Here is a 26,495-nt window from a genome sequence, read left to right as displayed (position 1 = left end):
TGGCTATCTCCCGGTTTGGCTTAGTGATCGAAGATGACATGCAGGCTTTGAAAGCCGCGCACGCCGAAAAGTTTATTGCGTACAGGCGGGATGTCATCCGCGATGCGCAAGTTGCGCAGGCGTGACAGCAAGACGTTGATGGCGATCTTGCCTTCACGACGGGCGATGGTCTGACCGGCGCAGGCGTGGATTCCCCGGCCGAAAGCCATATGCAGGGTTTCACGGTTATCGCGATCCAGATCGAATTCGTCGCCATCTTCATAGAATGTCTCGTCGCGATTGGCGGAACCGAAATTCAGCATCAATTTCGCAGCTTTGGGTATCCTGACACCACCAATCTCCATTTCGCTGCGGGTAATACGATACATCGCCTGCAGTGGTGGTTCATGTCGAAGACTTTCTTCCAGCAGATCCTCTATGCGGGCCGGGTCTTCACGCAGTCGCTCCTCCAGCCCGATAGTGCTGGCAATCTGGTAAACCAGGTTCGAGATGAAGTTGATCGTGCTCTCGTTTCCGCCGACCAGAACTTGGGAGCAGATATTGATGATTTCGGCATCGGTAAGAGGGCGTTCGTCTTCAGGCTGTTGCAGCAGTCGTCCTATGAAGCAGTCCGAGGGGGTTTTGCGGCACTGTGCGACGCGATCAAGCACAAAATTCTCGAAGACAAGAGTATCCTTGGCTGCGTTGATTACGATCTCTTCGTGGACATGGCCGGTCAGGGCGGCAAAAAAATTATCCGACCAGCGCTTCATTTTGTAGACTTGCTCTTCGCTGACATCAAAGATCATACTGACCAATGCCATCGGCAACGGAATTGAAAACTGGCTGACAACTTCGAAACGACCGGTTTCGATGAACTTATCGATAAACCCGTTAACACGTGCCTCGATCGTCGGGGCAAAGGCGCGAAGTGTCTTGGCAGGGGACAACGCACGCTGCACGATCTTGCGGTGAAAGCCGTGTTCGGGCGGATCAGCGAGGATCAGAGTTCTTTGACGTGGCTGGGCGCGTGACTGTTTAAGGATTTCCAGTGCTTTCGGGAAATCGCGATAGGCATTCCCGCTCGACAGGGCTTCCTTGGAGCTGAATTTCTCGGGATTGGAAAGGATGTATTCCACATCCTCGTATTTGCTGACGATCCAAAGATCCTGATCAGCCAGATATTTTATGGGCTCTTCAGCGCGAATGCGGGCATAGGCGCCGTAGGGGCAGGCACGGGCGGCCGGGCTCAACAGCGAGATGTCGTCAACAGCCTCGCTGGAATACGGGCATTTCGATTTAACGTTCGTGTGCTGCATTGGAATGAGCCTTTGCTATTCACGTGGCGAATCTGCTTACCGACCGACCGACCGGGCGGTCGGCTGCTTGTTTGATACAGGTCCGTTGGGAAAGCTGTCAAGACTTTCGTTCCCGAATTGTCGAAAAGCCTGTCAGGGCGCCGTATTTTTGCAGGGCTGAACGCCTTAACCAGAGCAGCCGCTATTGGCGGGGCACCTGTGGGTCAGACTGAGGCCGGGACCACTCCCTGGCTCAGCATGTTCCAGAAGGTATCACCGATCTCTGCAGCATTGTGATTTCCGTCCGGACGATACCAGAAATACGACCAGCCCGTCATGCCATCCAGCGCGAGCATGAGCAGATGGGTGTTTATTTCGGGCTTGATGCCGCCAGCGTGCTTGGCGTGGTCGATCAGATCGCGTACACGCTGGCGATAACGCTCTGCCGCGCGTGTCAGCTCCTCGAAGGCGCCGGAACCTATAATGGCTCGTTCCTGCCATGTAACGGTGAACAGATCCTGATGCCTTGCAACGGTCTCGAGCCGCGAGATCACGTAGAGGCGAAGCCTTTCGCGCGGTTCGGCAGACTGTTGCTCCACCCGGTCAAGATGATCGAGTAGAATTTCTCCAGACAGCCGGACAATGGTATGCAGGATCGCATCCTTGCTGGGCCAGTGATGATAGAGTCCGGGTTTCGAAAGGCCGACGGCCTGCGCCAATTCGATCATCGAAACGGCCGCGAAACCACGATCCCGGAACATTGCGGCGGCGGTGTCGATCGTGCGGCGCCGACTGGAGTGTTCATCCCCCAGATACTGCGGTAATGAAAATTCTGGAATCGGCGGCTTGGCAGCGATGGTAATTGCTCCGGTCCTTTCGGCGTTTCGTCGGGCGGATGAAAGCTAGCCCCGGTTCGAAACGGATGTCAACCAGGCGCTCTGGTCTCTATTTTCCGAAGAAGTTCTGCGGTTCGCTACGGAATTCTTCACGGCTGCTGACGAAAGAGATGACGCGATCGCAGAATAATCGGGTGTGAAGCTTGCTGATTTCTTCCAGCCTGTCCTTCTGTGCAGTTCGGATGAGTTCGATCATCTCCTTGTGCTCGTTGTAAACGCGCGTGTAATACTCTTCATAGTGATGCGGCTCGTGGCTGGCCTTTTCGAACATCAGATAAGTCAAGCGAATACTGTAATTCAGCACCGTCTCATACGCTTCCGCCAGAAATGTGTTTCCCGACTCCCTGCCGATCACCATATGGAACTGATGGTTCATTTCCGTCATGGTTTTGTGATCACGAGCGCTGGCAGCTTCGTAATAAGATTCGTTAATCCTGGTCAATTCCTCGAGCAACTCGGGCGAATGCCGACTGGCTGTGAGGCGAAACACGGCTGCCTGGTATAAATCCATCGCCTCGAATATCGCGGGAACATCGTCGATATTGACCACTTCGACAAAATGGCCGCGATTGGCAGAAAAGCGTACCAGCCGGTCCGATTGCAGCCGGATCAGCGCTTCGCGGATGGGGGTGCGCGATACACCGAAGCGTTTCTCGAGCTGGGACTCATCGAGATATTGTCCCGGCTTGGCAACAAGAGTCAGGATCTCGTCACGCAAGGCTTCATAGACGGTTTGGGTCGCCATGCCGCGCGGTCGTCCGCGTTTGCCTCGCTTGTCGATATCCCCAATATCGCCAGAGTCGAAGATCCCGGCGGCGTCACGTCCTGCCATTTCCTAAGTCCTCCTGTCTGGGCCGGCCGGCCCCGGAATCCCGGTTGCGCTATTCCTCCACCTATCGGATCAGGGCATCGGTCATCTTTTGTGTTTGGACGTCTTCCGGCAGAACTTCAAGACTTCGGGGCGGTGTTCGCCTGATGCGGGCTGCGTATTCGTGACCCCTCCCCGAGGCGCGGGACTCACTCTCTGCTTTCCAGCTTTTTACGGATATCGGCCACGAGAACTGGTTTGATGATCTTGCGTGTCGGAGTCATCGGCATTTCGTCGATGATTTCCAGCCGCTCGGGCCAGCGCATCTTGCCGATGTTGAGTTGATCGAGGAATTTACAGACATCGTCCAGTTCCAACTTCATGTCCTTATGCAGGACAGCATAGGCACAAAGTCGTTCACCAAGGACGGAATCTGGCATTGGAACAACGGCCGATTGGATAATTGCGGCATGCGAATCGAGCAGACTTTCGATATCTGACGGGTTGATCTTGATGCCGCCTCTATTGATAATATCCTTGGATCGCCCGGTGATCATGATATTCCCCTTGTCATCCAACAGGGCGAGATCACCGGTTCTGAACCAGCCATCCTCCGTGAAGGCGGCAGTGGTAGCGGTCATATTACCATGATATTCCGGTAGCACTGAATAGCCGGAAAGCTGCATTTCTCCTTCCTCGTCAGCAGGTAATTCCCGTCCTTCACCATCAACGATCCGAATCTTGAGTCCTTTGGCAAGTTGACCCACGGTGCCGTGGCGGATTTCCGGTGGCGCAGTGGGATCCGTTTGTGTGGCAAGCGATGTTTCCGTCATGCCAAAGAGACAGCCGACACGCCCGTTTGGCAGGCGCGCCTCGAATTGTTCGGCAACTTTGGGAGGACAGATTGACCCTCCAACGATCACGTCGCGAACAGTGACTGGAGGATTGCGGTCGAGGACACCGCTTTTGAGTGTTGCCGCCAGATGGGCGGGCGCGGAATAGACAACCGTTGGCGACAGGTCGACCAGGTATCGCGCATAGGTTTCCGGGCTGAATAGCGGGATGGGAACAATGGTGGCGCCCGAGTAAATCGCGTTGCCCGCACAGGCTAGGCCGAACACATGAGTCAGCGGCGGTGCGATCATGATCCGGTCATCCCGTGTCAAGGAAAGCATTTCGGAAAAGATCGCCGCGTTTCGTGTCCAGATACTCTGGGTGCGCATGACCGCTTTCGGAGCCGAGGACGTGCCCGACGTGAAGCACAGCGCGCTTTCGCTGTCTGGTGGAGGGGCAGGGGGAAGCGTTCTGCCATCGTGAGTATCGATGAGTCGTTGAAGGCAGTGCTGACCTTTGGCAGCCTCGCCGGAGACAAGGATATGTTCAATCGAGCTGATTTCGCGGGTCAGCGAGGCCATGGTTTCGGGACCGTCGTATTTTCCGACTTTTGTGGTTACCACGGCCTTGGGCTTGGCAAAGGATAATAGTGGTTTCAGCTCTTCCTGCCGATAGGGCATGTGCAGGGTAGTCAGCACGCAACCGGTCATCTGGCAGGCAAAATACGTGACTATGAACTCTGGAGAGGAGGGGATCTGAATCGCCACGCGATCCCCCATCCTGAGACCGAGAGACAGGAACCCGCAGGCGAGACGACGGGCGTTGTCGACAAGCTCCCCATAGGTGAGCTTGCCATAGTCGTCGGTTTCCACTGCCATGGCATCGGGCTGGTTTTCGGCCCAGAAGTACAGAGCGGCGAGAATAGTGTTGAAACCCACGTCTTGATTGGGCTCCAGTTTCCCCATTGGAAGAGTCATTTTCTTCTCCGTTGTATTGTCGGATTGTGCTTTTGAGAGACGGCGGTGCTGCATGTCGTCTATCTCGCAAAGTCGAAAATATGCTGGGCGCATAGCCCAGGATTTTGAAGCTGCATGAAGTGGTTGGTCTCGGGCACCGACGTGATCGGAAAGCCGAAGCTGGCCGCCATTTCTGCCGCGATCTCGGGCAGGTTGGGCATGTCGTGTGTGGCGGGATCTCCGACGATCAGTTGAACCGCAGTTTCTACGCTGCCGAGATTTTCCCAATAGTCAGACAGGATCCCTGCGTCGAAGTTGCGGGCTTCGTTGTCCGGGGAAAGCACAAGCTCCCAGGGTTCCTCCGGACTCGCGTCACTGCAATAGACCGAGCCTCGGGCGAGGAGATCCAGGGAAAGGTCACAAATTCCCGAGAAGCTGTCGGCACGTTTGAACGAATCTGCGAGCTGCTTTGGGTCGGTAAAATATCTACGCCTACGCCTGGCGCGCCCGGCCATGGCGCATTGACGTTCGTTGAAATCCGCAACCAGATTGGGCCGGGTCGCTGCCGGGATGGGCGGCTCGAATAAGGTGAGCGTGGCCCAAGGGCGCGGTGTCAGGGACTGTGCGATGAGCGTACTTGCCGCGGCCATCGAATGAAACGCCCCGTGTGTCTCCTTCTTGCCAAAAATCTCTGAAATGGCGTCAAAGACGTAAGGGATATCGGCAATGTAACGTGGCCATGGATTTGCTGGATGAGGGCTGCGGGGGCTCTGGCCGTGGTTGCGCAGATCGAATGCAATGACCTCGAATTCCGAAGCCAGCGCCATTCCGAATTTCCAGAACCCGTCGATCGCGAGCCCATTGCCATGCGAAATGATGATGCGCTTCGATTTGGGTTTTGTCCATCTGCGAAAGGCGATCTCGGCACCATCATCCATGCGCGCGTATTGTGCCGCGTTCAACTGAATATCCGTCAGTAGATCCATCTGAATTTCCTCCGCAGGCGGGTCATGCCCACCATCTTCGAGCTGGACTTGGTACATTAAATACTCAAAGTATATTAAATTCAAGTGCAGAGTTGGAGATGATGATGCCGGGCAATGTGAGGATCGATAATTTCGTGCGTCTGGGTCGTTCTGCAGGCAAATTGCCTGCAAAGGAGGCGTTTGGTGAAGAGGCGGTTTTCTTTCCGATCACAGGCTGAGATGCTTGCGCGTTTTGCCGTGCGGGTCTGACAAATATTCGGAATCACCCGATCAGACCAACTGGCCCTTGCGAATGATATGGTGCCGATCATGGACTGGAAGGTAACCGCCAGATAAGCGCCCATCATGAATAACGCGCCATGCCTCAGGTTGATGAACTCCGTCACACCGAAAATGAGTGTGAGGCCAGCAGCGATCAGAAAGAGCAGGACTCCCAGCTGAATATCGTTCAGCGCCTGTTCGGCGATTAATGCAGTCATCCGTTTCTCGCTGTCGGTGACTTGCCCGGAGTTTTATCCCCAGGTCGATATTGTCCGGAGCTTTGTAAACTGGCCGGTGGAATATGCGATCAAATCATCGCCCTGCAGAACCTTGGCGTTGCAAAAGGCGGTGCGGTGTCCCAGCTTCAGGATCTCGCTGACGATAAACATGGGGGAACCCGTATGACCCTGACGCAGGAATTTCATTTCCTGTGTTACTGTAACGCAATCGGCCCCGAATGCGTGTCTCGCTGCCTCGTACATGCCCACGTCACAAACAGCGGACAATGCGCCACCATGCAGAATCCCCTGAGGATTTTCGGCATTCGTTCCGCAAAGCAACTGCAAGACGAGTGGCGTAACGGTTGTACTGATCCCGATTTCACCAACGAAGTTCATCAACGGGTCGTTACGGCGAAACGGGACGAACTCCCGCTCTGCCATCAATGCCGCACATGTCGTCTGATCTTGCATCAGCCTGATTGAGCCACGGAAACGACAATCTTGCCGAGAACTTTTCGATCATTGATATCCTGAAGCCCCTGCATCAACTCCTCCATGGGCAGGACCTTCGAAACATTGGCTCGGGCCTTACCTTCGGCAAGCAGCTTGAGCCACCAGTTCGTGCCGCCACGAATTTGGTCCAGAACTTCGTCGAAATGAATGTCCAGCGGCGCGCCCATGACAGAGAGGTTGTTGTAAAGCAGATAATTCGTCTTGGCTGACGGGATGTCGCCCGAAGCGAAACCCACGACGACAAGTTTCCCCGCAAAACCGAGACATCGCAGACCGGCGGTAAACATATCGCCGCCCACCGTATCGATGACAACATCGGCGCCACGGTTGTCACCCCAGGCCGTACGCACATGCTCCTTGAAGAAGTTTTTCAGGCCCTCTTCGGAGCGGTCGGTTACGACAAATGCCTGTTCTGCACCATTTTCACGCGACAGCTGCGCCTTTTCTTCGGACGAAACGATTGCGACCACATGAGCGCCGATGTTCTGTGCGAGTTGGATTGCTGCGGCGCCAACGCCGCCTGCGGCTCCGGTCACCACAACCCGATCTCCGGCTTTGACCTGTGCGCGGATCGAGACGGCGACGAAAGCGGTGTTGAAGACGGTTATCGCGCCCGCGGCGTCTATCGACGTCACGTTATCAGGGCGTTTGAAGACGCGGGAAACCGGAGCAGTGACCCGCTCCGCGAAGGCGCCACTGAACGTCTGGGCTACCACCTTATCGCCTGGCTTGAAGTCATCGACCCGTGCGCCGACCGAAAGAACCGTGCCGGCGCAATCCCGCCCCGGAATGAATGGTGGTTCAGGGCGTTTCTGATACTTGCCCTGAACCATCAGCAGGTCGGGATAGTTCAGCCCTATCGCTTCGTTGGCAATGAGAACTTCGTGATCCGAAGGTGAGGAGGCTTCGAGCGATTGCAGCCGGTGTGTAGCGGGCAATCCATACTCGTTCAGCAGGTAGGCGCGCATCTGATTTCCTTTATATACTTTACGTATTTAAATAATACGCTACATGTTTCGTTTCCTTGGTCAAGAAGTTTTTGAAGGCTCGCAGCAATTTTGACTTGTTAAAATACACGAAGTATATTAATAAATGCCAAAGGCTGCGCTTGGTCGATTACCGCTCTTGTGAATGGCGGTTGAGGCTTTGCTAGCGCGAGAAAACCGGGTGCAACGGCTGCGCCCCAACAGCATAAGGAGCATGTTTCGTGTGGCAATTTTGGGTTGATCGCGGCGGCACTTTCACGGATATCGTGGCGCGGATGCCGGACGGCACCTTGAAGACGCATAAGCTGCTTTCCGAAAATCCGGAGCAGTATCGCGATGCTGCAGTCCAGGGTATTCGCGATCTGCTTGGGGTGGTCAATGGCGAGCCGGTCCCGCCGGGCCAGATCAAGGCCGTTAAAATGGGCACCACTGTTGCGACCAATGCGCTTCTGGAGCGTAAGGGTGATCGGACCTTGCTGCTGATCACCAGAGGATTCGGCGACATCCTGCGGATCGGATACCAGAACCGGCCACGGATTTTCGATCTGCATATCCAGTTGCCCGAGATGCTGTACGAAACCGTCGCCGAGATTCCCGAGCGTCTCGACAAGGATGGCGCGATCCTCGTGCCGCTGGATGCCGAGGTCACGCGCACGGCACTGCAGAAAGCCTATGATGACGGTATCCGCTCGGTCGCTATCGCGTTCATGCATGGTTACAAGAATCCCCAGCATGAGAAGCTGGCGGCCGATATCGCTCGCGACATTGGTTACAATCAGATTTCCACCAGTCATGAAGCCAGCCCATTGATGAAGCTGGTCAGTCGCGGTGATACGACCGTCGTCGATGCCTATCTCTCACCCATTCTCCGGCGGTATGTCGAGCAGGTGCGCAGTGCTCTGGATGGCGGTGAGAACGACAGGAAGCAGCTTCTGTTCATGCAGTCCAGCGGTGGTCTTACCGATGCATCAATGTTCCGCGGAAAGGACGCAATCCTGTCTGGACCTGCCGGGGGGGTCGTCGGAATGGTAAAGACCGCCGAGCAGGCCGGCCTGACGAAGCTGATCGGCTTCGATATGGGGGGCACTTCAACGGATGTGTGCCATTTCGCAGGAAATTACGAGCGGTCATTCGAAACCGAGGTTGCCGGCGTACGGATGCGCGCTCCGATGATGAACATTCATACCGTTGCGGCGGGTGGCGGCTCGATTCTCAGTTTTCGCGATGGTCGTTTCCAGGTGGGTCCGGAAAGTGCCGGAGCCAATCCCGGTCCGGCGTGCTATCGCCGGGGTGGTCCGCTGACCGTAACCGATTGCAACGTCCTGCTTGGCAAGTTGCAGCCGGCATATTTTCCATGCGTTTTCGGCCCCAATGCCGATGAGCCTCTGGCGGTGGATGTCGTGCATGAGAAATTCGAAGCGCTTGCGCGGGAGATCGCGCAAGAAACGGGCGAACCACCCATGAAAGTCGAGGATATCGCCGAAGGCTTCCTGCGAATTGCCGTTGAAAACATGGCAGGAGCCATCAAGAAGATATCGGTTCAGCGCGGTTACGACGTCACCAACTATACGCTGAACAGCTTTGGTGGTGCAGGCGGTCAGCACGCTTGTCTCGTTGCAGACGCATTGGGAATGAATCAGGTGTTTCTGCATCGCTTCGCGGGAGTCTTGTCCGCATATGGTATGGGATTGGCTGAGATCCGTGCGATGAAGCAAGCTCAGTTCAGCAAGACGCTGACGAATGATGCCGTTGCCGAGGCAGGTAAGCTTATCGACGAACTGGCCGAGACCGCGGTTTCGGAAGTCGCGGAACAAGGTTCCCTTCATGACAGCATTACGTCCATCAGATTGGTGCATCTTCGCTACGCCGGCTCGCACCTCGCCTTGGAGATTCCCTTTGGTTCCGGCGATGATATGCGCAAGGCGTTCGAGGGTATCCATCGCAGCAAATACGGTTTCTCCGAACCCGGCCGGGAACTGGTTATGGAAACGCTATCGGTTGAAGCTATCGGCTTGACCGAAGAGGTGGAAGAAATTGGCGCACCACCGGTGGAAGAAGAGCTTGAGGCTCACGCTCATGTTCCCATTCGCTTTGGCGGCAGCACCCGGAATGCGCCGTTGTATCGGCGGGATGATTTGAAATTTGGTCAAACCATTTCCGGCCCGGCCATCATCACGGAAACAACGGGGACTGTGGTTGTCGAAGCGGGATGGAACGCGACACTGGACAAGCACGGGAATCTGATCCTCGATCGAACCGCGTTGCGCAAGTCGGTTGAACTGGTGAGCACCGAGGCCGATCCGATTATGCTGGAAGTTTTTTCGAACCTTTTCATGTCTATCGCCGAACAGATGGGCGCCACTCTGGCAAACACGGCCTATTCGGTGAATATCAAGGAACGCCTTGATTTCTCATGCGCGCTGTTCGGTCCCAATGGTGACCTGGTAGCCAACGCGCCACATGTTCCGGTGCATCTCGGTTCGATGGGAGAGTCGGTGCGGGCGGTCATTCGCGAGAATGCGGGGAATATCAAGGCAGGCGACGTATTCATGCTGAATGCTCCTTTCAACGGAGGAACGCACCTGCCTGATGTCACAGTGATTACGCCGGTTTTCGATGACGATGGGCGAGAGATCCTGTTCTATGTCGGTTCCCGTGGGCATCACGCGGATATCGGCGGCCGCACACCCGGTTCCGCTCCTCCCGACTCGACGCATATTGATGAGGAAGGCGTGCTGATCGACAACTTCAAACTCGTCGATCAGGGGCATTTCCGGGAACAGGCCGCACGGGAACTACTGCAATCTGGCAGGTATCCTTGTCGCAATATCGAGAACAATATGGCCGATCTTGCGGCTCAGATCGCCGCGAACGAGACCGGTGCGCGAGAAGTGCGCAAGATGCTCCGGCAGTTCGGGGTGGATGTGGTTCAGGCCTATATGCGCCATGTACAGGATAACGCAGAGGAGAGTGTGCGACGTGTTCTCGGGGCCCTTAAACACGGTCACAATATCTATAAACTTGATAGCGGCCTGCAGATCGAGGTCGATATCAAGGTGGATCGCGAAGCGCGCGAGGCGGTCATCGATTTCACCGGAACATCAGAACAGGATGCAGGGAACTACAATGCCCCTGTTTCAATCTGCCACGCTGTCGTCCTCTACGTTTTCCGCACACTGGTTGGATCAGACATTCCCATGAACGAAGGCTGCCTGAAGCCGCTCAAGATCAAGGTGCCGGAAGGCACCATGATCAATCCGAAGTATCCGGCGGCTGTGATCGCGGGAAATACGGAAGTCAGCCAGTCGATCGCCGATGCGCTGTATGGCGCTTTGGGCGTTATCGCGGGATCACAGGGGACGATGAATAACCATATATGGGGTAATGATAAGTTCCAGAATTATGAAACCATCTGTGGTGGCACGGGTGCGGGACCCGATTTCGATGGAGCGAGTGCGGTTCATTCCCATATGACGAATACCCGAATGACAGATCCGGAGGTTCTGGAGTGGCGTTTCCCGGTACGGATCGAGGAGTTCTCGGTTCGGAGAGGTTCGGGTGGTTGTGGTCGTCATCGCGGCGGAGACGGTATCGTCCGGAAACTGCGCTTCCTGGAGGAAGTGACCACGACAGTTCTGACGTCGCATCGTGAGGTGCCGCCGCAGGGCGGTGCGGGTGGACTGCCCGGAAAATGTGGCCGTAACGCACTGGAGCGCGCTGACGGAACCCTTATCGAACTTCGGGGTAATGATGCCATAAGTGTGCTTCCAGGGGATATGTTCATCATGGAAACACCAGGTGGCGGCGGCTACGGCACTTTTGCCCAAGAAAGCTGAGGCATCCGAATTGCACAACTGGACGAAACGATTGTCGACAGGTCTTTGAGTCACAGAAGATTTTTTGGCTTTCGTTTCGCCCCTTGAATTCAGTCGCTTCGGATTCTGCGGCTTCGGGCGTTTCGGATGTAGCTGAAGCGAGAAGCGATATCGGGGCTTTCCGGTTCTGTATCCTGTGCAAATAATATACTGAGAACAAAAATAATCGACAGAATTGACGCGCCCCGAAAAGGTCGATTTCAGGTTACTCTAACGTGATCATGGCGATCCACCGTCCCGTCATTCGTTTACCGATGGTTGGCGGAACCAGTGGACGCTCTTACGGCTCGGGGGCTAGTAGAGGTCGAAGACGCGGTAAACGCGCTTCAGCGCCTGCCGGCTCCCAAATCGTCGGAACGTCCCGCTTCCAGGCGACACCACTGGGAGATGGGCCTGCCGTCGCGACGAAACGGATGGTTGGTTTCACCCCAGTGCTGTGGCCAGCCCGCGGGTGAGTCTTCAAAATCCTCCTGCCGCCCATAGACGGTCAGGTCGAGCAGACGATAGCTGTTATCCATCGCCTCGACGCCGCGACGGGTCGTCCAGTAGGTCTCGTACACGTCGGATCCGCGCCTCAAGTAGCAGACGAGATGCATCATCCCGATGCGGCGGCCGACCAGCAGCGTGTCAAGCGAGTCCCTGGCCGAGTACCAGGGCATCTTCCAGCCCATGAAGTCGCGGTATCGGGCGCTTTCTTCATATGGGCCCTGGCAGAAGGTGGCATAGGTGACATCGCGAGAATGGAAATGGGAAAGCTCGCGCACCTGGGTGGTGAAGAAGGTGCAGCCCTCGCATTGCTCGGGCGCCGGCCGGCCGTCGTGCCACATGTAATAGTAGGCAATGAGCATCTGGCGCCCCTCGAACGTGTCCAGCAATGTTACCGACCCGTTTTCGCCTGTAAGCGGAGTGGTGCCATCGACTTGCACCATCGGGAGACGCCGGCGGGCGGCGGCAATGGCATCGCCCTCCCTCATGAGTGCCTTCTCCCGAACGCGCAAGACGTCGAGTTCTGCCTGGAACGCGGCGCGATCAACGACGTCCGGGGTCGCGAATTCTGTTTCGTTGTTGGACATGATCGTTTCCTTTCGACTTTCTGAATGGAGGGGAAAGGGCGCGGCTGTGACGATCGCCGCACCCCCCTCACTCGGCAGGGGTCAATGCCGAGGCAGGGATCGGCGAAGCCATATCGGGGCTCCGTTGCGTCGCAATTGTTATGGCAGCAAACAGCGCACAGATGGCGGTCACATAGAGCGGCGCGCTTGTCCCCAGAACATCGACAGCGATTCCACCGGCGATGGCGCCCAGAGCGACGCCGACCTGGATAACGGCCAGAAAGAGCCCGCCCACGCCTTCGAGCTGATCGGGCGCAGCGCGCCCCATCCATGTCTGGGTCATCACCGGTCCCGCGCCTACGGCGAGGCCCCAGGCGGCGGCGAAGGCAAGCACCGCAACGTAGGTGGTGCCGAAGGTCAACAGGCCAATCGAGGCAACCCCCAGCACCAGGAAGGTGGTGCCAAATCCTCGACGCAACATGCGGTCGGCAAACATGCCGGCGATCGCGCTTCCCAGCAGACTGGCGAGACCGAGCACCATCAGAACAGGAGCGATGGAAGTCGCATCGAGCCCGGCATCAGTTTCAAGATAGGGCCGCATGAAGGTGAACCCGCATACCTCACCCCCGAAGAACAGCAGCCCGACAGTCAGTCCCACCCGCACCTGCGGCCGCTTCAGCAAGCCGAACAGGCTAGAAAGGCTGGTTGCACCCGTTGCCGGTACGCCTGGCAGGCAGATGGCTTGCAGAAGCAGCGCGAGCATGCCGGCCCCGGCAGCGGCCATGAATGCCGCTCGCCAACCGAATGCTTCCCCGATGAGTGTGCCAAGTGCAGGGGCCACGACGAGCCCCGCGGAAAGCCCCATGAACACGACAGACATGCCCTTGCCCATATCTTCCATGGAAACGAGCTTGACGACGGTCGCGCCAGCCAGGGCAAAAAACCCGCCGATGGCGATACCAAGAAATGTGCGGGCGGCAAGCAGCACAAAATAATCCGAAGTAAAGGCGACAGCGATATTGGACGCAATCACCAGAATGCAGAGGGTCAGGTTGATCAGCTTGCGATCCACGCGGCCGATGATGAGCGCCACCGTGGGCGCTGCAATACCGGCAAAGATGGCCGTGAGGGTCACCGCTTGACCGGCAGCGCCTTCCGTAATGCCAAGATCAGCGGCCATAGGCGTGAGTACCGCCATGGGCAACAATTCACTGCTGATCAGGGCAAAGCTGCCGCAGGTAAGCGAGATGACCGACAGCCAGGTCGAGATCGGCCAGGCGCTTCTGTTGGAAGTGGTCTTGGACATCCTGTCCTCCTGTTTCGATTGTCGCCGGGCGCGACGATTGCATGAACGACCGTAAAGCCTGCGCGACATCGAGTGAGAGTGACAAATCTGTCGGGATTTTCTCGTACTGACCCATCCGCCCGGGAACCCGTGTTTATGAGTTGGTTCTGTTCAGGGATTGCTCCTTGATCGTTGCTGATACCCCCACGGAATAATCCCTCGAGGATCGAAGGCGGGCAGCGATGGTTCCGCGTCGTGCCGGATCAATGGAAATGTCATGGCAGCATGGACAAGTCAGTCGCTTCTGGTCGAGCGCCTGCAGCTGTCAGCATCGCGTGGATCTGACCCCGGTGGTGTGTCTGGTGGTTGAAGAGTTCAATAGCGCAGAGAGCCTTTGGCTTCTCTATCCGCGTTGAACCATCTCCGGGGTACCAGGCAAGCATCCCGCAGAGTTCCACATCGCGCAATTGCGCGGCCCAGTCTTCGATCTCTTCGTTCCGCTGCGAACGGAGCGTCTTGAACTCATCCCAGTCCGACGGGCTGGTGAGCGAGTGCCTGATATTGTCTTCCGGGCGCGGGTTCCCCTTCAGTCGCTCCAGCATCAAGGCATCTGCCCAATAAAGATGGTTCAACGTCGCTGCGATCGACTGGAAGAAGGCCCCACGGTCCTTCCAGCGATCCGCATTCGTGAGCCCATCGGCGGCTGTCACCAATGAGCCATTCTGCCAGGAATTGTAGCGAGCCATTAGTCGGCAGTATTCGGCTGAGATCATTTTTTCTGGCCTCCGATGTTTGACGTTTCTGGCGGTATCTGCCCCCTGCCGTGTCGTTCGGAATGCCGCGAGCGGGCTGATTTCGCCTCTTCGCGAACCGGAACCGCCGGTTACGACAAACAAATGCCTGTTCATGTGGCATCTCGGGACTGCTGCAAGGGGAATACGCCGATCATCACACCGACGCTTGCCGGGTGAATGGATCATGCGCCCGGAAGCTAACCCATTGCTCCCGCATCCGCAACGTTCTTCGGCAGAGGTTAAAGCAATTTCCAGCAGGCAGTCGGCTGTACCGAAGGCCAGCCGGACCGGGGTATCCGACCCGCAGCGTGATCGATGGTCCGGAACCTGTGACAGGACACAGGCCTCATCGATTGAAGAAGAATTTCATGCAAATTTTGGCGCCAGGCCGAAGTACTCAGAAGACCGCAAGATACTCCGCGGAGACATAGCCCGTGATTGTTGGCGAATCTGCCAGCGACACTCTGCACCACGTCCGGCCACCCGTGGGCTTGCAGCCTCCGCGGATCAATCTGGTTCCGTCCGGCAGGCCCATAATGACACTATGATCCAGTCCTGGACCGGACCGTAGTTTCAGGAGATCGTCTGGTCCCGCACCCTTGACCATCACCCTTCCAGCCGAACCGGCGCTACATCCGGCGACAAGAATTAAAGCCAGCATGGTGCTGAACTTGGTATACCTCATTTTCTGTCCTCGATCGTTTTTGTGTATGACCTGCCGTCGTGACCTGCCGTCAGCCGTCCCTCGTTCATAACGACAGTTATCGGGTTTGATAGTGTCAGGTTTCGGGTTGAGCAAGCGCGCTTGAAGCTGTGCCATCGAGCCGTGGCGGAAAATGGGTGATGGTGCCTGAGAAGATTGCGTATCGTGGCGGGGGTGATGTTCTCGGCCCTTTTCGGCGCGTTCACCTCGATGCTGGCGGCGAGCGGTGATTTGCGGCTGCCCGGTTTGCCAAGCTGGATGGCGGGCTCGACCTATCGGGTCACGATGACTCAGGCGTTGATTGCCTGCGGGACGGCAATCGTCGCCACCACCGCGCTGCTGGGCGTGCTGGTAACGGGCTTCACTTTTTTCCGGAACCGGGATAGTTTTCGCCTCATAACAATTAAAAAATCGAGGCAGATCAGGATGCAGAAAAGAAGCACCATTATTCTTGCACTTACTTTAGCCTTGGCCGGTTGCGGCGGAGGCTATGGTTACAACAGTCCGATGAACAGCGCCGCAGTTCGTACAGTAGGTGGCGCGGGCGCAGGTGCGCTGGTCGCGGATGCAGTTGGCGGCTCCGGGACAAAAGGCGCTCTTATCGGCGCGGTCGCCGGTGGGCTGTCATGCGCGTCGGGGGGCTGCCAGTAGGGTTTCCCTGCCGCATGTGAAATGCGCTTTTTTCGTAACCATGAACCACCAGCGAAGAATCTGGTTTCTCGTTGTCCGATAGAAGAGGTCACGCAGTTTCCCGTTGGCTGATAGCGGCCTGTGGCCTGTCACGCCCGGGCCGCCCATCCCTTGAATGTAAAAGCGGCATAGAACAGCTGAACGTCCTCGAAGCCCGCCGCACTCAGCAGCGCCGCGTCTTCTCTGGGGGTGAGAATGGGCAGGCGCTCCTTCATCGTGGTCATACCGGCCAATGCCTGCGCCTCGGGCATCCCGCCCGAGATCAGCCATGCCGCATTGCGCCGCAGCCAGAGATCCTGCTGCCCCGCCACTTGCGGAAAGCTGTGATGGGCAACGATCAGGGGCGCTTCGGGGCGAAGGCGGCGATGCAATTCGCGCAGCGTGCGCAAACGTTCTTCCCGCGACAGGAAATGCAGCGTCAGAAGGCAGGTCGCGCCGTCGAAGGGACCGTCGGGAGCGTCCTCGATATAACCCTGATGAAAGGTGATGCGGTCGCTGTCCTCTGCGATGATGTCCCGCGCCTGCGCGATCATATCGGGCGATGGATCGACGCCGTCGAAATGCCAGCCCGGATATGCCTGGGCGAAGGCGCGCAGTTCCATGCCACCGCCGGCGCCCAGAACCAGAACGCGCCCCCTTTCGGGCATGCGCTCGGCCAGCAGCAGTCCTGCCATGCGATGCAGATCCTGCAATCCCGGCACATGGCGGGCGACCCGCCGGGCATAGCTGGTGGCGTGGCCCGGATCGGTGGTGAAAGCGGGTTTCTTGTCCATTCAGCCCTCGGGCCAGACCAGTGAGCGGTGCAGTTGTGCCCCCGCCCAGGCGCCATCCCCGACCGCCAGCGAGACGGAATGCGGCGCCCGCGCAACATCGCCGCAGGCGAAGATGCCAGGAATGCTGGTTTCCTTGGTGTCACCTGTCAGTATCTGACTGCCCATCGGCGTCTCGACCAGCGTGCAGCCGGTGGCCTCGGCCAGCGGACCGGAGGGTTCGGTTCGGGTCGCGGTAAAAAGACCGGCAAAGGATAGCGTGCGGCCATCTTGCAGTTTCACCTCTGCCGTTCCCGTGATCTTTGCGATGGGCGTTTCCTCGATGGTGACGCCGCGCCTGCGCAGATCATCACGTTGATCCGGATCAAGGGTTAAAGCATCATTCATCAGAAATGTGACTTCCCCCCATTCCGGCAGCAATTGCGCCTGATGCAGTGACATCGGGCCGGTGGCGATGACGCCGATCCGGCCCTGATCGAGCTCGTAGCCGTGACAATAGGGGCAATGGAACACCGTTTGCCCCCATCGCTCTGAGATGCCGGGAATATCGGGAAGCTGGTCGGCGACCCCGGTCGCAAGCAGGATGCGGCGGCCCGAAAGAGCCTCGCCATTGTCCAGAGTGACCCGGAAATCGTCGCGCCGGCCCGTGATGCCGCTGGCGGTTCCCTCGACCCAGTCAACGGTCGGATAGGCTTCCAACTGGCGGCGGGCCTCGGCCCAGATACGGTTTGGCTCCGCCCCGTCCTGTCCCAGAAACCCGTGTGAATGGCTTGCAAAACGGTTGCGCCGCTGCCCGGCGTCGATCACCAGAACCTTGCGGCGCGCACGCGCCAGTTGCAGGGCGGCAGCCATTCCGGCGTAGCTGCCCCCGATCACGATGACATCCTGCATATCCTACTCCTTAACGGCCCGCCTTTCCGCATGGCGACGGGCGAAATCCTTGGCCAGATCGGCCAGCGTCACATCGGCGAAGCGCTTCAGCAGCAGCGTCTCTGCCTCGGCAAAGGTGCCTTCCAACGCCGCATTGACGGATTGCTCGACAAGGCATTCCGGGTTTTCGTTGCGGTTGCCGATGGCGAAGATCGCAGGCTCGCCCAAAGCCTCATGCAACCGGCGCAGGCTGACCGTTGCCAGATCGGCAGAGATGCGCCAGCCCCCGGCATGGCCACGCTCGGCCGTTACCAGACCCGCGTCGCGCAGCAACCCCATGGTGCGGCGCACCACGACCGGGTTGGTGCCAAGGCACTGCCCAAGCGTTTCAGAGGTCATCGGGCCGTCATGTTCTGCCATATGCAGCAGGGCATGAAGGACGGAGGAAAGGCGGCTGTCTCGCTTCATGTAACAATATATGTTACGAATTAGCGTCGCTGTCAAGCCCCGTAGGGCAAGTTGATGAAAGAGGTGGAAATTTTTTTATAAACTGAAATGTGACAGCAAAACCTAGGTGATTGTTTCGTGCCTGTGGATCCTTTAGGAGTTGGGGCAGCAGCAATAGAAGGCCGCCGATGATGATTAAGTGGATGACGATCGGTATAGCCGTGGGTGTCGCTATCGGGGTTGCTACGGGTAATGTTGCAGCAGGAATTGCAATCGGGATCGCGATTGGGGTGGCGATCGGCGCGGCTTCCGGGAAGCCCAAATAGCCACAAGCCATCCCTTGCCGACATATTGTCCGCCTGAATTTCAAGCCATTCGCGGTGCAATTACGTAAAACGCCAATATTGCCGGGTCGGTATCACGCAGGCAGCCCGGCGTTCACAAAACGCCGAGCTGCCATGGCGAGTTCCGAAAGCGCGGCTTCTCAGACCATCATTCATCCAGTTCCAGGAATTTTTCGACTGCGGCGGTCATCTCCTCCGGTTGGTCAAGCATCACGAAATGCCGGGCACCCTCGATCGGTACCACTTCCAGTTCCGGCACATCGGAATAAAGCGCTTCGTATTGCTGCGGGAAATTTTGACCCTCTGCCTCGGGGGGGACCGGTACGACCAGCGTGACGGCTGGCCCGATTTCGGCCAGTTCCGGTCTGAAATCGGCTTGCATATCCTCGTAAAATGCCTGCGCGACGGCTGCGGGATCCGAGGCAGCGATCCAACCGGCGATCTGCTGTTTCGCGTCATCGTCGATCGCGTAACGTTCGGCGGTCTGTTTCGCGTTGGCTCCTGCGGGCGCGGAAGCCATCTGATCGCGCATGGACTCGGCCTGAGACTTGACGCTTTCCACCGTTGCCTGCGGGTCGAACAGCAGGGCCACGAAGGGCAGGGCGTCAACGACCATCAATTTCCCGTACAGATCAGGGGTCTCGATTCCGGCCTGCAATGCCAGGGTTCCGCCAAGGCTGTGCCCGACAAGCGCCGGTTTCTCAAGTCCGCGCTCATCGATGAAAGCCGCGATATCGGCAAGCACACCCTCCATCATGCCGCCTTCGGCATTCGCGGCCCCGTCGCCGACGCCGAAGCCTTTCACATCGACGACATGCACCGTTGCACGCCCCTCGAGATCCGAGACCAGCCCGTCCCAGACCGCGCCAGGTGTGGCGAGACCGGGAAGCAATATGACGTCGGAGCCCGCCTTGGGACCGCTTTTGACGACGATACGGTCGGTTTCAAAGCTGTTCTCGGCCTCAAGGCCGCTCTGGGCCTTGGTGTCGGCGGCGATGCCGCCAACCGGGCCAAGTGACAGCGTTGCGGTCAGCAGGGCGCAGAAAATACGTCTGGAGATGATCATCAACTCCTCCTTTCAGGATGTCGGAGCCCGACGGTTTCATTCAACTGTCCGGCTGGTCGGAATCGGAAAAAAACGCCACATCAAGCCGCATGCCGGGATAGATGTTTTCCGGCACAGGATCGAATGTGACAGTGACCTTTACGGCGGCTGTGCTGTCGTCGACGATCGGCGTTATCAGCGATACATGGCCCGAGAAGGTTCGGTCGGGCCACGCGGGCACGGTCATCTCGACCTTCTGTCCATCCTCGATCTTGGACAGGAACTGTTCGTTGACATTCACCTCTCCGACGATGGATTCCGGATCGACGATCGTGGCGATGCCGGACTGGGTATAACCGCCCGGTGAAACCGGCGACACGATTTCCCCGATATTGGCGGTGATCTCTGTCACTACCCCGCTGAAGGGCGAACGTATCAGCGTCTGGTTCAAATCGTTGCGCATCGCGTCAAGCTGCCGGCGCTGCACGTCGATCTGGCGATTGCTGGCGGCGACACGCGCTTCGAGAACGGCATATTGTCCTTCAAGCGTGCTAAGCGCCTCTTTCGATGCCACCCCGCGCTGCGCCAGAGTCGTGGTGCGCTGCAGATTGTCCGACATTGCCTCCAGTTCGGCGGCAACCACGGCATATTCGTCTTCGGAGGCAATGACATTGGCTTCGGCGATGGCCAGTTGCGCCTTCGCCGCATGATCGTCGAGACGGGCGACCGGTTGGCCCTTCTCGACGGCGTCTCCTTCCTCGGCGAGCAATTCCGTAACGCGGCCTGTCAGATCGCTTGATACCGTCGCCATGCGTTTGGCGACGATCTTGCCGCTGGCTTCCAGTGTTGGTCCGGCAGCGGCAACTGAGGCCGAATCCGTGGCGCCGGGGGATTGCGGCGCCACATCGGGAGAGGCCGCCGCCGTCGGTTCTTGCGAGGCGGCCGCGTCCGGTTCCGCCGATCCGGCGGTGCGGGACCGGGTGTCGGAGGCTATTGCGTTCGCATCCGGGCGCAGCAGCCAGATGCCGCCTGCCCCGACAAGCAGAATTGCAATCCCGGCGATTATCGCCTTGCGCGGCGGTTTCGCTGTCGCGCCGGTCGCCGGAGCGACAGCGGGGGATGACGCCGCGCCTTTTGTTCCCATGTTCTGCAGGATGTTGCGCATACGCGCGCGCTCGTCATCGGAATAGCTGCGAAAGGCCTTTCGATGATCGGCCCGCCGAGAGGGTTCAGGCGTGCTGTCGGGTAGATGTGCCATCTTCGGCCTCCTCGGATGTCGATGCAAGATGGACGCCGATCAGCGTCCTCAGGAAATGGCGCATGGAGCCAAAGCCCAGTTCGGCCGCATGGGTTTCCAGTTCCGTGTGAATCGCGCCGATATCACGTTGATAGCTTGCCAGAACCGGAGCAAGCGATTCGACATGCTCGGGCCCGGGGTCGGCGATGCCTTTGCACGACAGATCGGCTGCGATATGGGCGGCTCTTTGCGTCATCCGGCGATATTCGCCGCGCAGGCGAAGCGTTGCGGTGACGTTGGACGAAAGGCTTGGCATGGTTCGCTGCAGTAATGCGCGCAGACGTGCCTCGTGCCGCGCCAATTCAAGACATGCTGCCTGATCGGTTTTCTGTTCCGCCATCCACTCTTTCAGCAAGGCCGGTGTCGTCAGGCCGCGTATTCGTCGAAAACGGGCAAGTACGGTGCGGTCATCCGGGATCCTGATCTCAAGCCTCGCCGCCGCTTCCTCGACCATGTGATGCAGCAGGGCGTCGCGCAGAATATCGTCCCGCGCCGGTTCCGCGATGCGCAGATGGTCAAGCAGATTCTGCTCATCCACCGCGTTGTCACCGCCCCGATTGAGCCGCATCAGCTCTTCCCAGAACAATGTGGGTTCGAAATCGAAGCCATGCGTTTCCGGTGCGGCTGCGCCATTGGCGTCCCATTCGGCGATACGGTCAAGCATCGCACGGGCGTCCTTGGCCTTCAGATCGCAATCCGTCGCTTCGACGAATTCGCGAAGCGCGGCGATCCTGTGGGCAGGAAGATCGCCCGCACCGTTCCATACCGCCTGCCAGCTGCGCCTTGGGTAATGCAGCTCTTTCAGAGCGGCGATCACGCGGCCTTCCTCTTTCGCGTCGATGACATCTGCGGCGGCGGCCAGCGACAGTCCGTGCCGCAGATTGACCATTGGCACCGACGCGGCGGCATAGCCCGAAGAATCGTTTGCATGAACTACTGCCACCTCGTCGTCGTCGGTCATCTCGCCGCTGGCGAATGCGGTGAAGATAGACCCGACGCCCTCCATCCCGAAAGGATGCAGTTCGGCAGCTCTGAGCGCGCCCATGCTGGAGGCCCCGAAAACCGGAACACCCTGCGAGAGCGCATAGAGGATCTCCTTGTGCCAGACTGCCGGGGTCGCTTCGAAATAACCATCGACGATGCCGATGGCACGCGGGTGATGGGCATCGACGGCGCGAAAGACGTCCCCCATCCGGCAAGGGGGCAGATATAACCCATCCAGCCGGGCGCGTGCCGCATCGGCGGAAAGTGTCGGTCCAAGGAATATGACGATCGGGCCTGTCATGCGGCCTCCTTCAGGAATGCCCGGGCGCGGGGGCCGGGGCGATAGAATGGGGTGCGGACGGGTTCCAGCCCCGGCACCACGACTTTGACCACGGGAATGCCGAACTCATCCCGGCTCAGATCGCAGATCAGAACGTGACGGACGCCGACGCCGTGCAAGCGTTCCAGAAGGATATCGAGATCGGCTTCGAAACTGTCGGCGGCATCGGTCCAGTCGGTGACGAGCGGGGCGCCTCCGCGCTCCGATATCCGGCGCAACTGATGTTCGATGCTGGTGGCATCCCTGTAATCCTGTGGGAACAGATCGTCGCGGCTGCCCGAGATCACTGTGGCGCGTGCCTGTATCGCCTCGGTTACCGCACGGCTGAGAGCGACGCTATAGTCAAGATGCGCGCCATGCCCATCCACCTGCGGCAGCGCCCGCCACATCGGGCTTTCGGGATTGTCGATCAGCTCGCAGGTAAATGTCGGCACACGGGTATCGACGGTCCGGTCGGTCAGGAAGACGGCGACCTCCTTGGCCTCCAGTTCCTCCAGCAGCATCGCGAGATCGGGATCCGGTACGCTGCGCGGGCAGATGGCAAGACCGCCGCCCGACAGCGAAGACATGGTAAGGGCGTCGCGTTCGATCACCTCGCACAGCGCATGAACCACCGCTTCAAGCATGTGATTACCCGAAGCAAGCCCATTGGTCGAGCGCAGGAAAACCGGGCGCTGCCCGCCTTCAACGAAATTGTTCGAGACGGTTTCCAATGGCAGCCACGACGGCTTCCCCGTCATCAGATCCCAGCCATTTATCCAGGGCAGCGGATGGGTTTCCGACAATTCCGCATCCGCGCGTACCGGGAAATCGTAAAGCGGAGGCATCGCGGTTTCGCGTTTCAGTTCGGCATGGCTGGCGATACGTATTTCTCCGTTCGGGCGCTCGCCGTGCCATGTCTCTACCGCTTCCATCAATGCCGAGACCTTGGCGGCGGCGAGACTGCGCCCCTTGCCCTGACTGGTGGACAATGCGCGGGCGTTGGGGCGGATCGCGACGCAGACCGGGAAGCCGATCCGGTCAAGACCGGTCACGTTGCCGATGCGGGTGATCCCCATGGCCGGCATGTGGCGGGTGAAATCGGCAAGGCTCTCCTCGGGCGCGCGGGTGCGGTGCGTACCCTCGAAATATCCCTTGGATGCGGCGTAGTTTTGTCCAAAAAGCTCTGTCATGGTTCGCCTCGCTCAACGCCTTTGCAGCAGGATGCGCGCGACCGGCAGACGTCGCAGTTGCAGCGCCGGGCCGATACTGCCCAGCAGGCCGATGATCACCGCCATCGCCAGCGCCTGCCAGAGAATGCCGGCGGTGACATCGAAGTCGAACACGATCTGGGTAAAATCCTCGGCGAAGAAGAGCGTCGAGATCAGCCAGTCGTCAAAGATCAGATGCACCGCCGCGACACCGATCAATCCGCCCAACACGGTCATCAGGACCGTTTCGATGGTCAATGCGGCGGTCAGGGCGCGTTCCGTCCAGCCAAGGATCGACAGGGTAGCGATTTCCTTGGCGCGGGTCTTGATATGGCCCAATCCGGTATTCACTGCGGCGAAGATGGCCCCCAGTGCCATCAAGCTACCGATCCCGTAGCCCATGATGGTGACAAACCGGGTCATGGCGCGGGCCTGTTCACCGTAATAATCCGCCAGACTGGTGACCGATACGCTTAAACGGCTGTCGCGGTTCAGGCGGTTCTGCATGTCCTGCGGGGTTTCGCCATCTTGTGGGCGAGCGATGACGACCTGGTAGCTGTCCTGCCGGTTGAAGGCGTCCTGAACCGGGGTCGCCAGCGCCCAGATCTCCGATTCCGTCAGCGATCCACCGGTTTCGAATACGCCGACGACAGTCCAGCTTGCCGATCCAAGCCGAAGTTCGGAACCAAGTTCCATACCCCCGAAATGCTGTTGCGCGCGGGCGCCGACCACGATTTCGCGGCGGCCTTCCTTGGGCATCCGGCCCTGGCTCAGGGTCCAGCCGGGGCGCAGATTGGTGGAATTCTCCGAGATGCCGCGCAGGGCCAGATTCACGGGCTCGCCGCGATTATTCTCGATCGAGGCGACGACATAGACCTCGCTTGCGGCTGCACTGCCGAGTTCGGATTCGATCAGCCGAACATCCGCGCCTTCCAGCGTGCTTTCCATCTCGGATTTGACCCCGCCTTTCAGGATCATGTTGGCGTCATCGACCTCGGCCATTTTCATGGCCTCGGAATATCCCGCGCCGATGGCAAGGATCGCGACCATCACGGCCACGACGACCGCCGTCCCAAGAACCGAGTTGAGCGAGGCCCACCAGCGTCGTCCGATGCCCAGAAGCGAGATGCCAAGTGCGGTTCTGATGCGTGTCAGGGTTTTCATCACAGGGTCTCCGCCAATCCGTCGATGATGTTTTGCCGCGCGGCGAGGATCGCCGGAATGGTCGCGACGATGACTCCGGTCGCGATCATCATGCCGGCGCCGATCAGCCAGTCCCGCCAGTCAAGGCTGAGAAGCGACAACAGCGCCTCGGCCTTTGCCGAAACGATCAGCACCGCGATGCCGGCAATGGCCATTCCGATGATCCCGCCCGAGAACATGGTCAGCAGGCTTTCCGACAGGATGATCCGGGTAATGTGGCGTTTGCGGAAGCCAAGGATGCGCATCACCGCGAAATCTCCGAAACGTTCGCGGATCGATTGCATCTGCGCGTTCGCGGTGATCAGGATCAGGGTCCAGAACACCAGAATCAGCGTCGCGCCGATCAATGTCTTGAAATCGCCGACCTGGTTGAGAAAGCTTTTCGCAAAGGCGCGTTCGGTCGTGGTTGCGGTTTCATTGGGCGAGTTTTCGAACAGCACGTCGATCGCCTTGCCGGTGGCCTCGGCCTTGTTGGCATCGGCGATGCGAACGGCGAACCACCCGACCGTATCTTCACCCTTGATGCGTTCATTGTTAAAATATTCATAGGGAATGACAACCGAGTCGGTCACCGAATCCTCGGCGGCGCCATCGAAGATCGCTCCGACCCGGAAGGTCCAGACGGGATTGCCGTCCGACCGGTTGTAGATCGAGGAATGAAGCGGCACCAGATCGCCGATCTTCCAGCCATGCTTATTCGCGAGATCACGGCCGACCGCTATGCTGGACGGGTCGGCTTGCCAGTTGCTCAGCGCGTCGGCGTCGCGGAATTCCACCTCTTCGACCATGACCGGGAAATTTTCCGGCTCGGTCACGATTGCGGGAATCTGATTGCTGCCGCTTTGATATGCGGCGCCGAAAAAGGTGAAATGTCCCACCTCTTCGACATTGTCCAACTCGGCGATACGGTCCTTGTAGTTGATCGGCAAGGGTCGCATCATCGATGCCTTGTTCAGCACCATCAGCCGGTTCGCATCGGCGAAATCGACACGGCTGTCGAAAACCCGCAATACCGGCAGCATCAGGCCCAGCAACAGAAACGCGACAACCACCGATCCAAGGGTGAAGGCAAGCCTTGCGCGGCCGCGTGAGGCATTGGCGAGGATAAGGGAAAGGAAACGCATGCCGTGCCCTCCTATGCGGCTGTTTCGGGGCGCGTCAGATGCTCGGTACGGTGCGCGTATTCGGCAACCAGCGGATCATGGGTCACGACGACGATGGTCTTGCCGAATTCCTGGTTGAGCATGCTCAGCAGTTCCATGATCCGGGTCGCCGAATCCTGATCCAGATCGCCGGTCGGTTCGTCGCATAGCAGCAGATCAGCATCTGTGACCAGCGCCCGGGCGATGGCCACCCGTTGCTGCTGCCCGCCCGACAGTTCTTCGGGGCGATGGCTGGCACGATCCTGCAGCCCGACGAGGTTCAGTGCGTTATCGACCCGCGCGCGGCGTTCCGCTTTCGGGATGTCGTGGAGCAGCAGGGGCAATTCCACATTGGCATGCGCCGACAATGCGGGCAGCAGATTGTAGAACTGGAAGATGAAACCGACATTCTGCCCCCGCCACTCCGTCAGCCCGGCGTCCGACAGCGAGGTGATGCGCGTTTTATCAACCGTGATCTCGCCGGTGTCGGGCCGGTCGACGCCGCCGATCAGGTTCAGCAGCGTCGTCTTGCCGCATCCCGAAGCACCGACCAGCGCAACCATGTCGCCCTGTGCGATGATCATGGAATGCCGGTCAAGCACGGGTACTGCCAGTTTGCCCTTGCGATAGGTTTTCGAGACGCGGTCGATCTGGACGAAGGGGGGGCGATCCTGACGGTCCGCGGCCTGAATCGCAATTTCTGTATCGTGAACGGTCATGTTACGT

The 26,495-nt window shown here is 58.6% G+C and carries 24 protein-coding genes; 2 read left to right on the top strand and 22 right to left on the bottom strand.

Features of this window, described 5'->3' with window-relative positions:
* Window positions 1-20 precede the first annotated feature (20 nt).
* From D3P04_RS08840 to D3P04_RS08805, 8 genes are all read right to left on the bottom strand, one after another.
* A complete protein-coding gene (locus tag D3P04_RS08840) occupies window positions 21-1,298 on the bottom strand; it encodes a cytochrome P450 (RefSeq protein WP_119747963.1) in 1,278 nt (425 codons plus the stop codon).
* Between the two features lie 203 nt (window positions 1,299-1,501).
* Window positions 1,502-2,056 carry a TetR/AcrR family transcriptional regulator gene (locus tag D3P04_RS08835; RefSeq protein ID WP_269902625.1) on the bottom strand — a complete coding sequence of 185 codons (555 nt, stop codon included), beginning with the start codon at window positions 2,054-2,056 and terminating at the stop codon, window positions 1,502-1,504.
* Between the two features lie 166 nt (window positions 2,057-2,222).
* Complete coding sequence (locus D3P04_RS08830; RefSeq protein ID WP_119747959.1) at window positions 2,223-3,005, bottom strand: GntR family transcriptional regulator; 783 nt, start codon at window positions 3,003-3,005, stop codon at window positions 2,223-2,225.
* A 185-nt stretch (window positions 3,006-3,190) separates the two neighbouring features.
* Complete coding sequence (locus tag D3P04_RS08825; RefSeq protein WP_182912789.1) at window positions 3,191-4,792, bottom strand: class I adenylate-forming enzyme family protein; 1,602 nt, start codon at window positions 4,790-4,792, stop codon at window positions 3,191-3,193.
* Window positions 4,793-4,851: 59 nt separating this feature from the next.
* Window positions 4,852-5,757 carry an alpha/beta fold hydrolase gene (locus tag D3P04_RS08820; protein ID WP_182912788.1) on the bottom strand — a complete coding sequence of 302 codons (906 nt, stop codon included), beginning with the start codon at window positions 5,755-5,757 and terminating at the stop codon, window positions 4,852-4,854.
* A gap of 80 nt (window positions 5,758-5,837) precedes the next feature.
* Entirely contained in the window at window positions 5,838-6,236 is a 399-nt protein-coding gene (locus D3P04_RS23940) for a hypothetical protein (RefSeq protein ID WP_119747953.1), read from the bottom strand.
* 33 nt (window positions 6,237-6,269) lie between these two features.
* On the bottom strand, window positions 6,270-6,710 hold the full coding sequence (locus D3P04_RS08810) for a PaaI family thioesterase (protein WP_119747951.1): 441 nt from the start codon (window positions 6,708-6,710) through the stop codon (window positions 6,270-6,272).
* Window positions 6,710-7,720, bottom strand: a complete 1,011-nt coding sequence (locus D3P04_RS08805; RefSeq protein ID WP_119747949.1) for an NADPH:quinone oxidoreductase family protein — start codon at window positions 7,718-7,720, stop codon at window positions 6,710-6,712. The genes D3P04_RS08810 and D3P04_RS08805 overlap by 1 nt, the downstream gene beginning before the upstream one ends.
* A 239-nt stretch (window positions 7,721-7,959) precedes the next feature.
* Here D3P04_RS08805 and D3P04_RS08800 point away from each other — a divergent pair, with 239 nt between their 5' ends.
* Window positions 7,960-11,574, top strand: coding sequence for a hydantoinase B/oxoprolinase family protein (locus tag D3P04_RS08800; protein ID WP_119747947.1), 3,615 nt, complete (start codon window positions 7,960-7,962; stop codon window positions 11,572-11,574).
* 365 nt (window positions 11,575-11,939) lie between these two features.
* Here D3P04_RS08800 and D3P04_RS08795 read toward each other — a convergent pair whose 3' ends face one another.
* The 4 genes from D3P04_RS08795 to D3P04_RS08780 all read right to left on the bottom strand — a co-directional run bounded on the left by D3P04_RS08795 (window position 11,940) and on the right by D3P04_RS08780 (window position 15,429).
* Complete coding sequence (locus D3P04_RS08795) at window positions 11,940-12,686, bottom strand: DUF899 family protein (protein ID WP_119747945.1); 747 nt, start codon at window positions 12,684-12,686, stop codon at window positions 11,940-11,942.
* A 67-nt stretch (window positions 12,687-12,753) separates the two neighbouring features.
* Window positions 12,754-13,971: an MFS transporter gene (locus tag D3P04_RS08790; protein WP_182912787.1), complete on the bottom strand. Its 1,218-nt coding sequence runs from the start codon at window positions 13,969-13,971 to the stop codon at window positions 12,754-12,756.
* Between the two features lie 254 nt (window positions 13,972-14,225).
* Complete coding sequence (locus D3P04_RS08785; RefSeq protein WP_232844936.1) at window positions 14,226-14,858, bottom strand: DinB family protein; 633 nt, start codon at window positions 14,856-14,858, stop codon at window positions 14,226-14,228.
* Between the two features lie 283 nt (window positions 14,859-15,141).
* Window positions 15,142-15,429 carry an SH3 domain-containing protein gene (locus D3P04_RS08780; RefSeq protein ID WP_119748205.1) on the bottom strand — a complete coding sequence of 96 codons (288 nt, stop codon included), beginning with the start codon at window positions 15,427-15,429 and terminating at the stop codon, window positions 15,142-15,144.
* A gap of 183 nt (window positions 15,430-15,612) precedes the next feature.
* Between D3P04_RS08780 and D3P04_RS23665 the strand changes: the two genes are divergently transcribed.
* Window positions 15,613-16,098, top strand: a complete 486-nt coding sequence (locus D3P04_RS23665) for a hypothetical protein (RefSeq protein WP_232844935.1) — start codon at window positions 15,613-15,615, stop codon at window positions 16,096-16,098.
* A 128-nt stretch (window positions 16,099-16,226) separates the two neighbouring features.
* On the opposite strand, the gene D3P04_RS08770 is transcribed toward D3P04_RS23665, so the two are convergent.
* From D3P04_RS08770 to D3P04_RS08725, 10 genes are all read right to left on the bottom strand, one after another.
* A complete protein-coding gene (locus tag D3P04_RS08770; RefSeq protein WP_119747941.1) occupies window positions 16,227-16,910 on the bottom strand; it encodes a class I SAM-dependent methyltransferase in 684 nt (227 codons plus the stop codon).
* Window positions 16,911-17,798 (bottom strand): NAD(P)/FAD-dependent oxidoreductase, encoded by an 888-nt coding sequence (locus D3P04_RS08765; protein ID WP_119747939.1) that lies wholly within the window; start codon window positions 17,796-17,798, stop codon window positions 16,911-16,913.
* A 3-nt stretch (window positions 17,799-17,801) separates the two neighbouring features.
* Entirely contained in the window at window positions 17,802-18,245 is a 444-nt protein-coding gene (locus tag D3P04_RS08760) for an RrF2 family transcriptional regulator (protein ID WP_119747937.1), read from the bottom strand.
* A 471-nt stretch (window positions 18,246-18,716) separates the two neighbouring features.
* Window positions 18,717-19,634 (bottom strand): alpha/beta fold hydrolase, encoded by a 918-nt coding sequence (locus tag D3P04_RS08755; protein ID WP_119747935.1) that lies wholly within the window; start codon window positions 19,632-19,634, stop codon window positions 18,717-18,719.
* 40 nt (window positions 19,635-19,674) lie between these two features.
* Window positions 19,675-20,871: an efflux RND transporter periplasmic adaptor subunit gene (locus D3P04_RS08750; RefSeq protein ID WP_119747933.1), complete on the bottom strand. Its 1,197-nt coding sequence runs from the start codon at window positions 20,869-20,871 to the stop codon at window positions 19,675-19,677.
* Window positions 20,843-22,195 (bottom strand): TfuA-like protein, encoded by a 1,353-nt coding sequence (locus D3P04_RS08745; RefSeq protein ID WP_119747931.1) that lies wholly within the window; start codon window positions 22,193-22,195, stop codon window positions 20,843-20,845. Before D3P04_RS08745 ends, D3P04_RS08750 begins: the two co-directional genes overlap by 29 nt.
* Entirely contained in the window at window positions 22,192-23,406 is a 1,215-nt protein-coding gene (locus tag D3P04_RS08740; protein ID WP_119747929.1) for a YcaO-like family protein, read from the bottom strand. Before D3P04_RS08740 ends, D3P04_RS08745 begins: the two co-directional genes overlap by 4 nt.
* Before the next feature lie 12 nt (window positions 23,407-23,418).
* On the bottom strand, window positions 23,419-24,588 hold the full coding sequence (locus D3P04_RS08735; RefSeq protein WP_119747927.1) for an ABC transporter permease: 1,170 nt from the start codon (window positions 24,586-24,588) through the stop codon (window positions 23,419-23,421).
* Window positions 24,588-25,751 (bottom strand): ABC transporter permease, encoded by a 1,164-nt coding sequence (locus tag D3P04_RS08730; protein ID WP_119747925.1) that lies wholly within the window; start codon window positions 25,749-25,751, stop codon window positions 24,588-24,590. The genes D3P04_RS08735 and D3P04_RS08730 overlap by 1 nt, the downstream gene beginning before the upstream one ends.
* Window positions 25,752-25,762: 11 nt before the next feature.
* Window positions 25,763-26,488 (bottom strand): ABC transporter ATP-binding protein, encoded by a 726-nt coding sequence (locus D3P04_RS08725; RefSeq protein WP_119747923.1) that lies wholly within the window; start codon window positions 26,486-26,488, stop codon window positions 25,763-25,765.
* Window positions 26,489-26,495 lie beyond the last annotated feature (7 nt).

This window comes from Paracoccus onubensis (genome assembly GCF_003591515.1).
Classification (GTDB): Bacteria; Pseudomonadota; Alphaproteobacteria; order Rhodobacterales; family Rhodobacteraceae; genus Paracoccus; species Paracoccus onubensis.
This window is presented reverse-complemented; position numbering and strand designations above follow the sequence as displayed.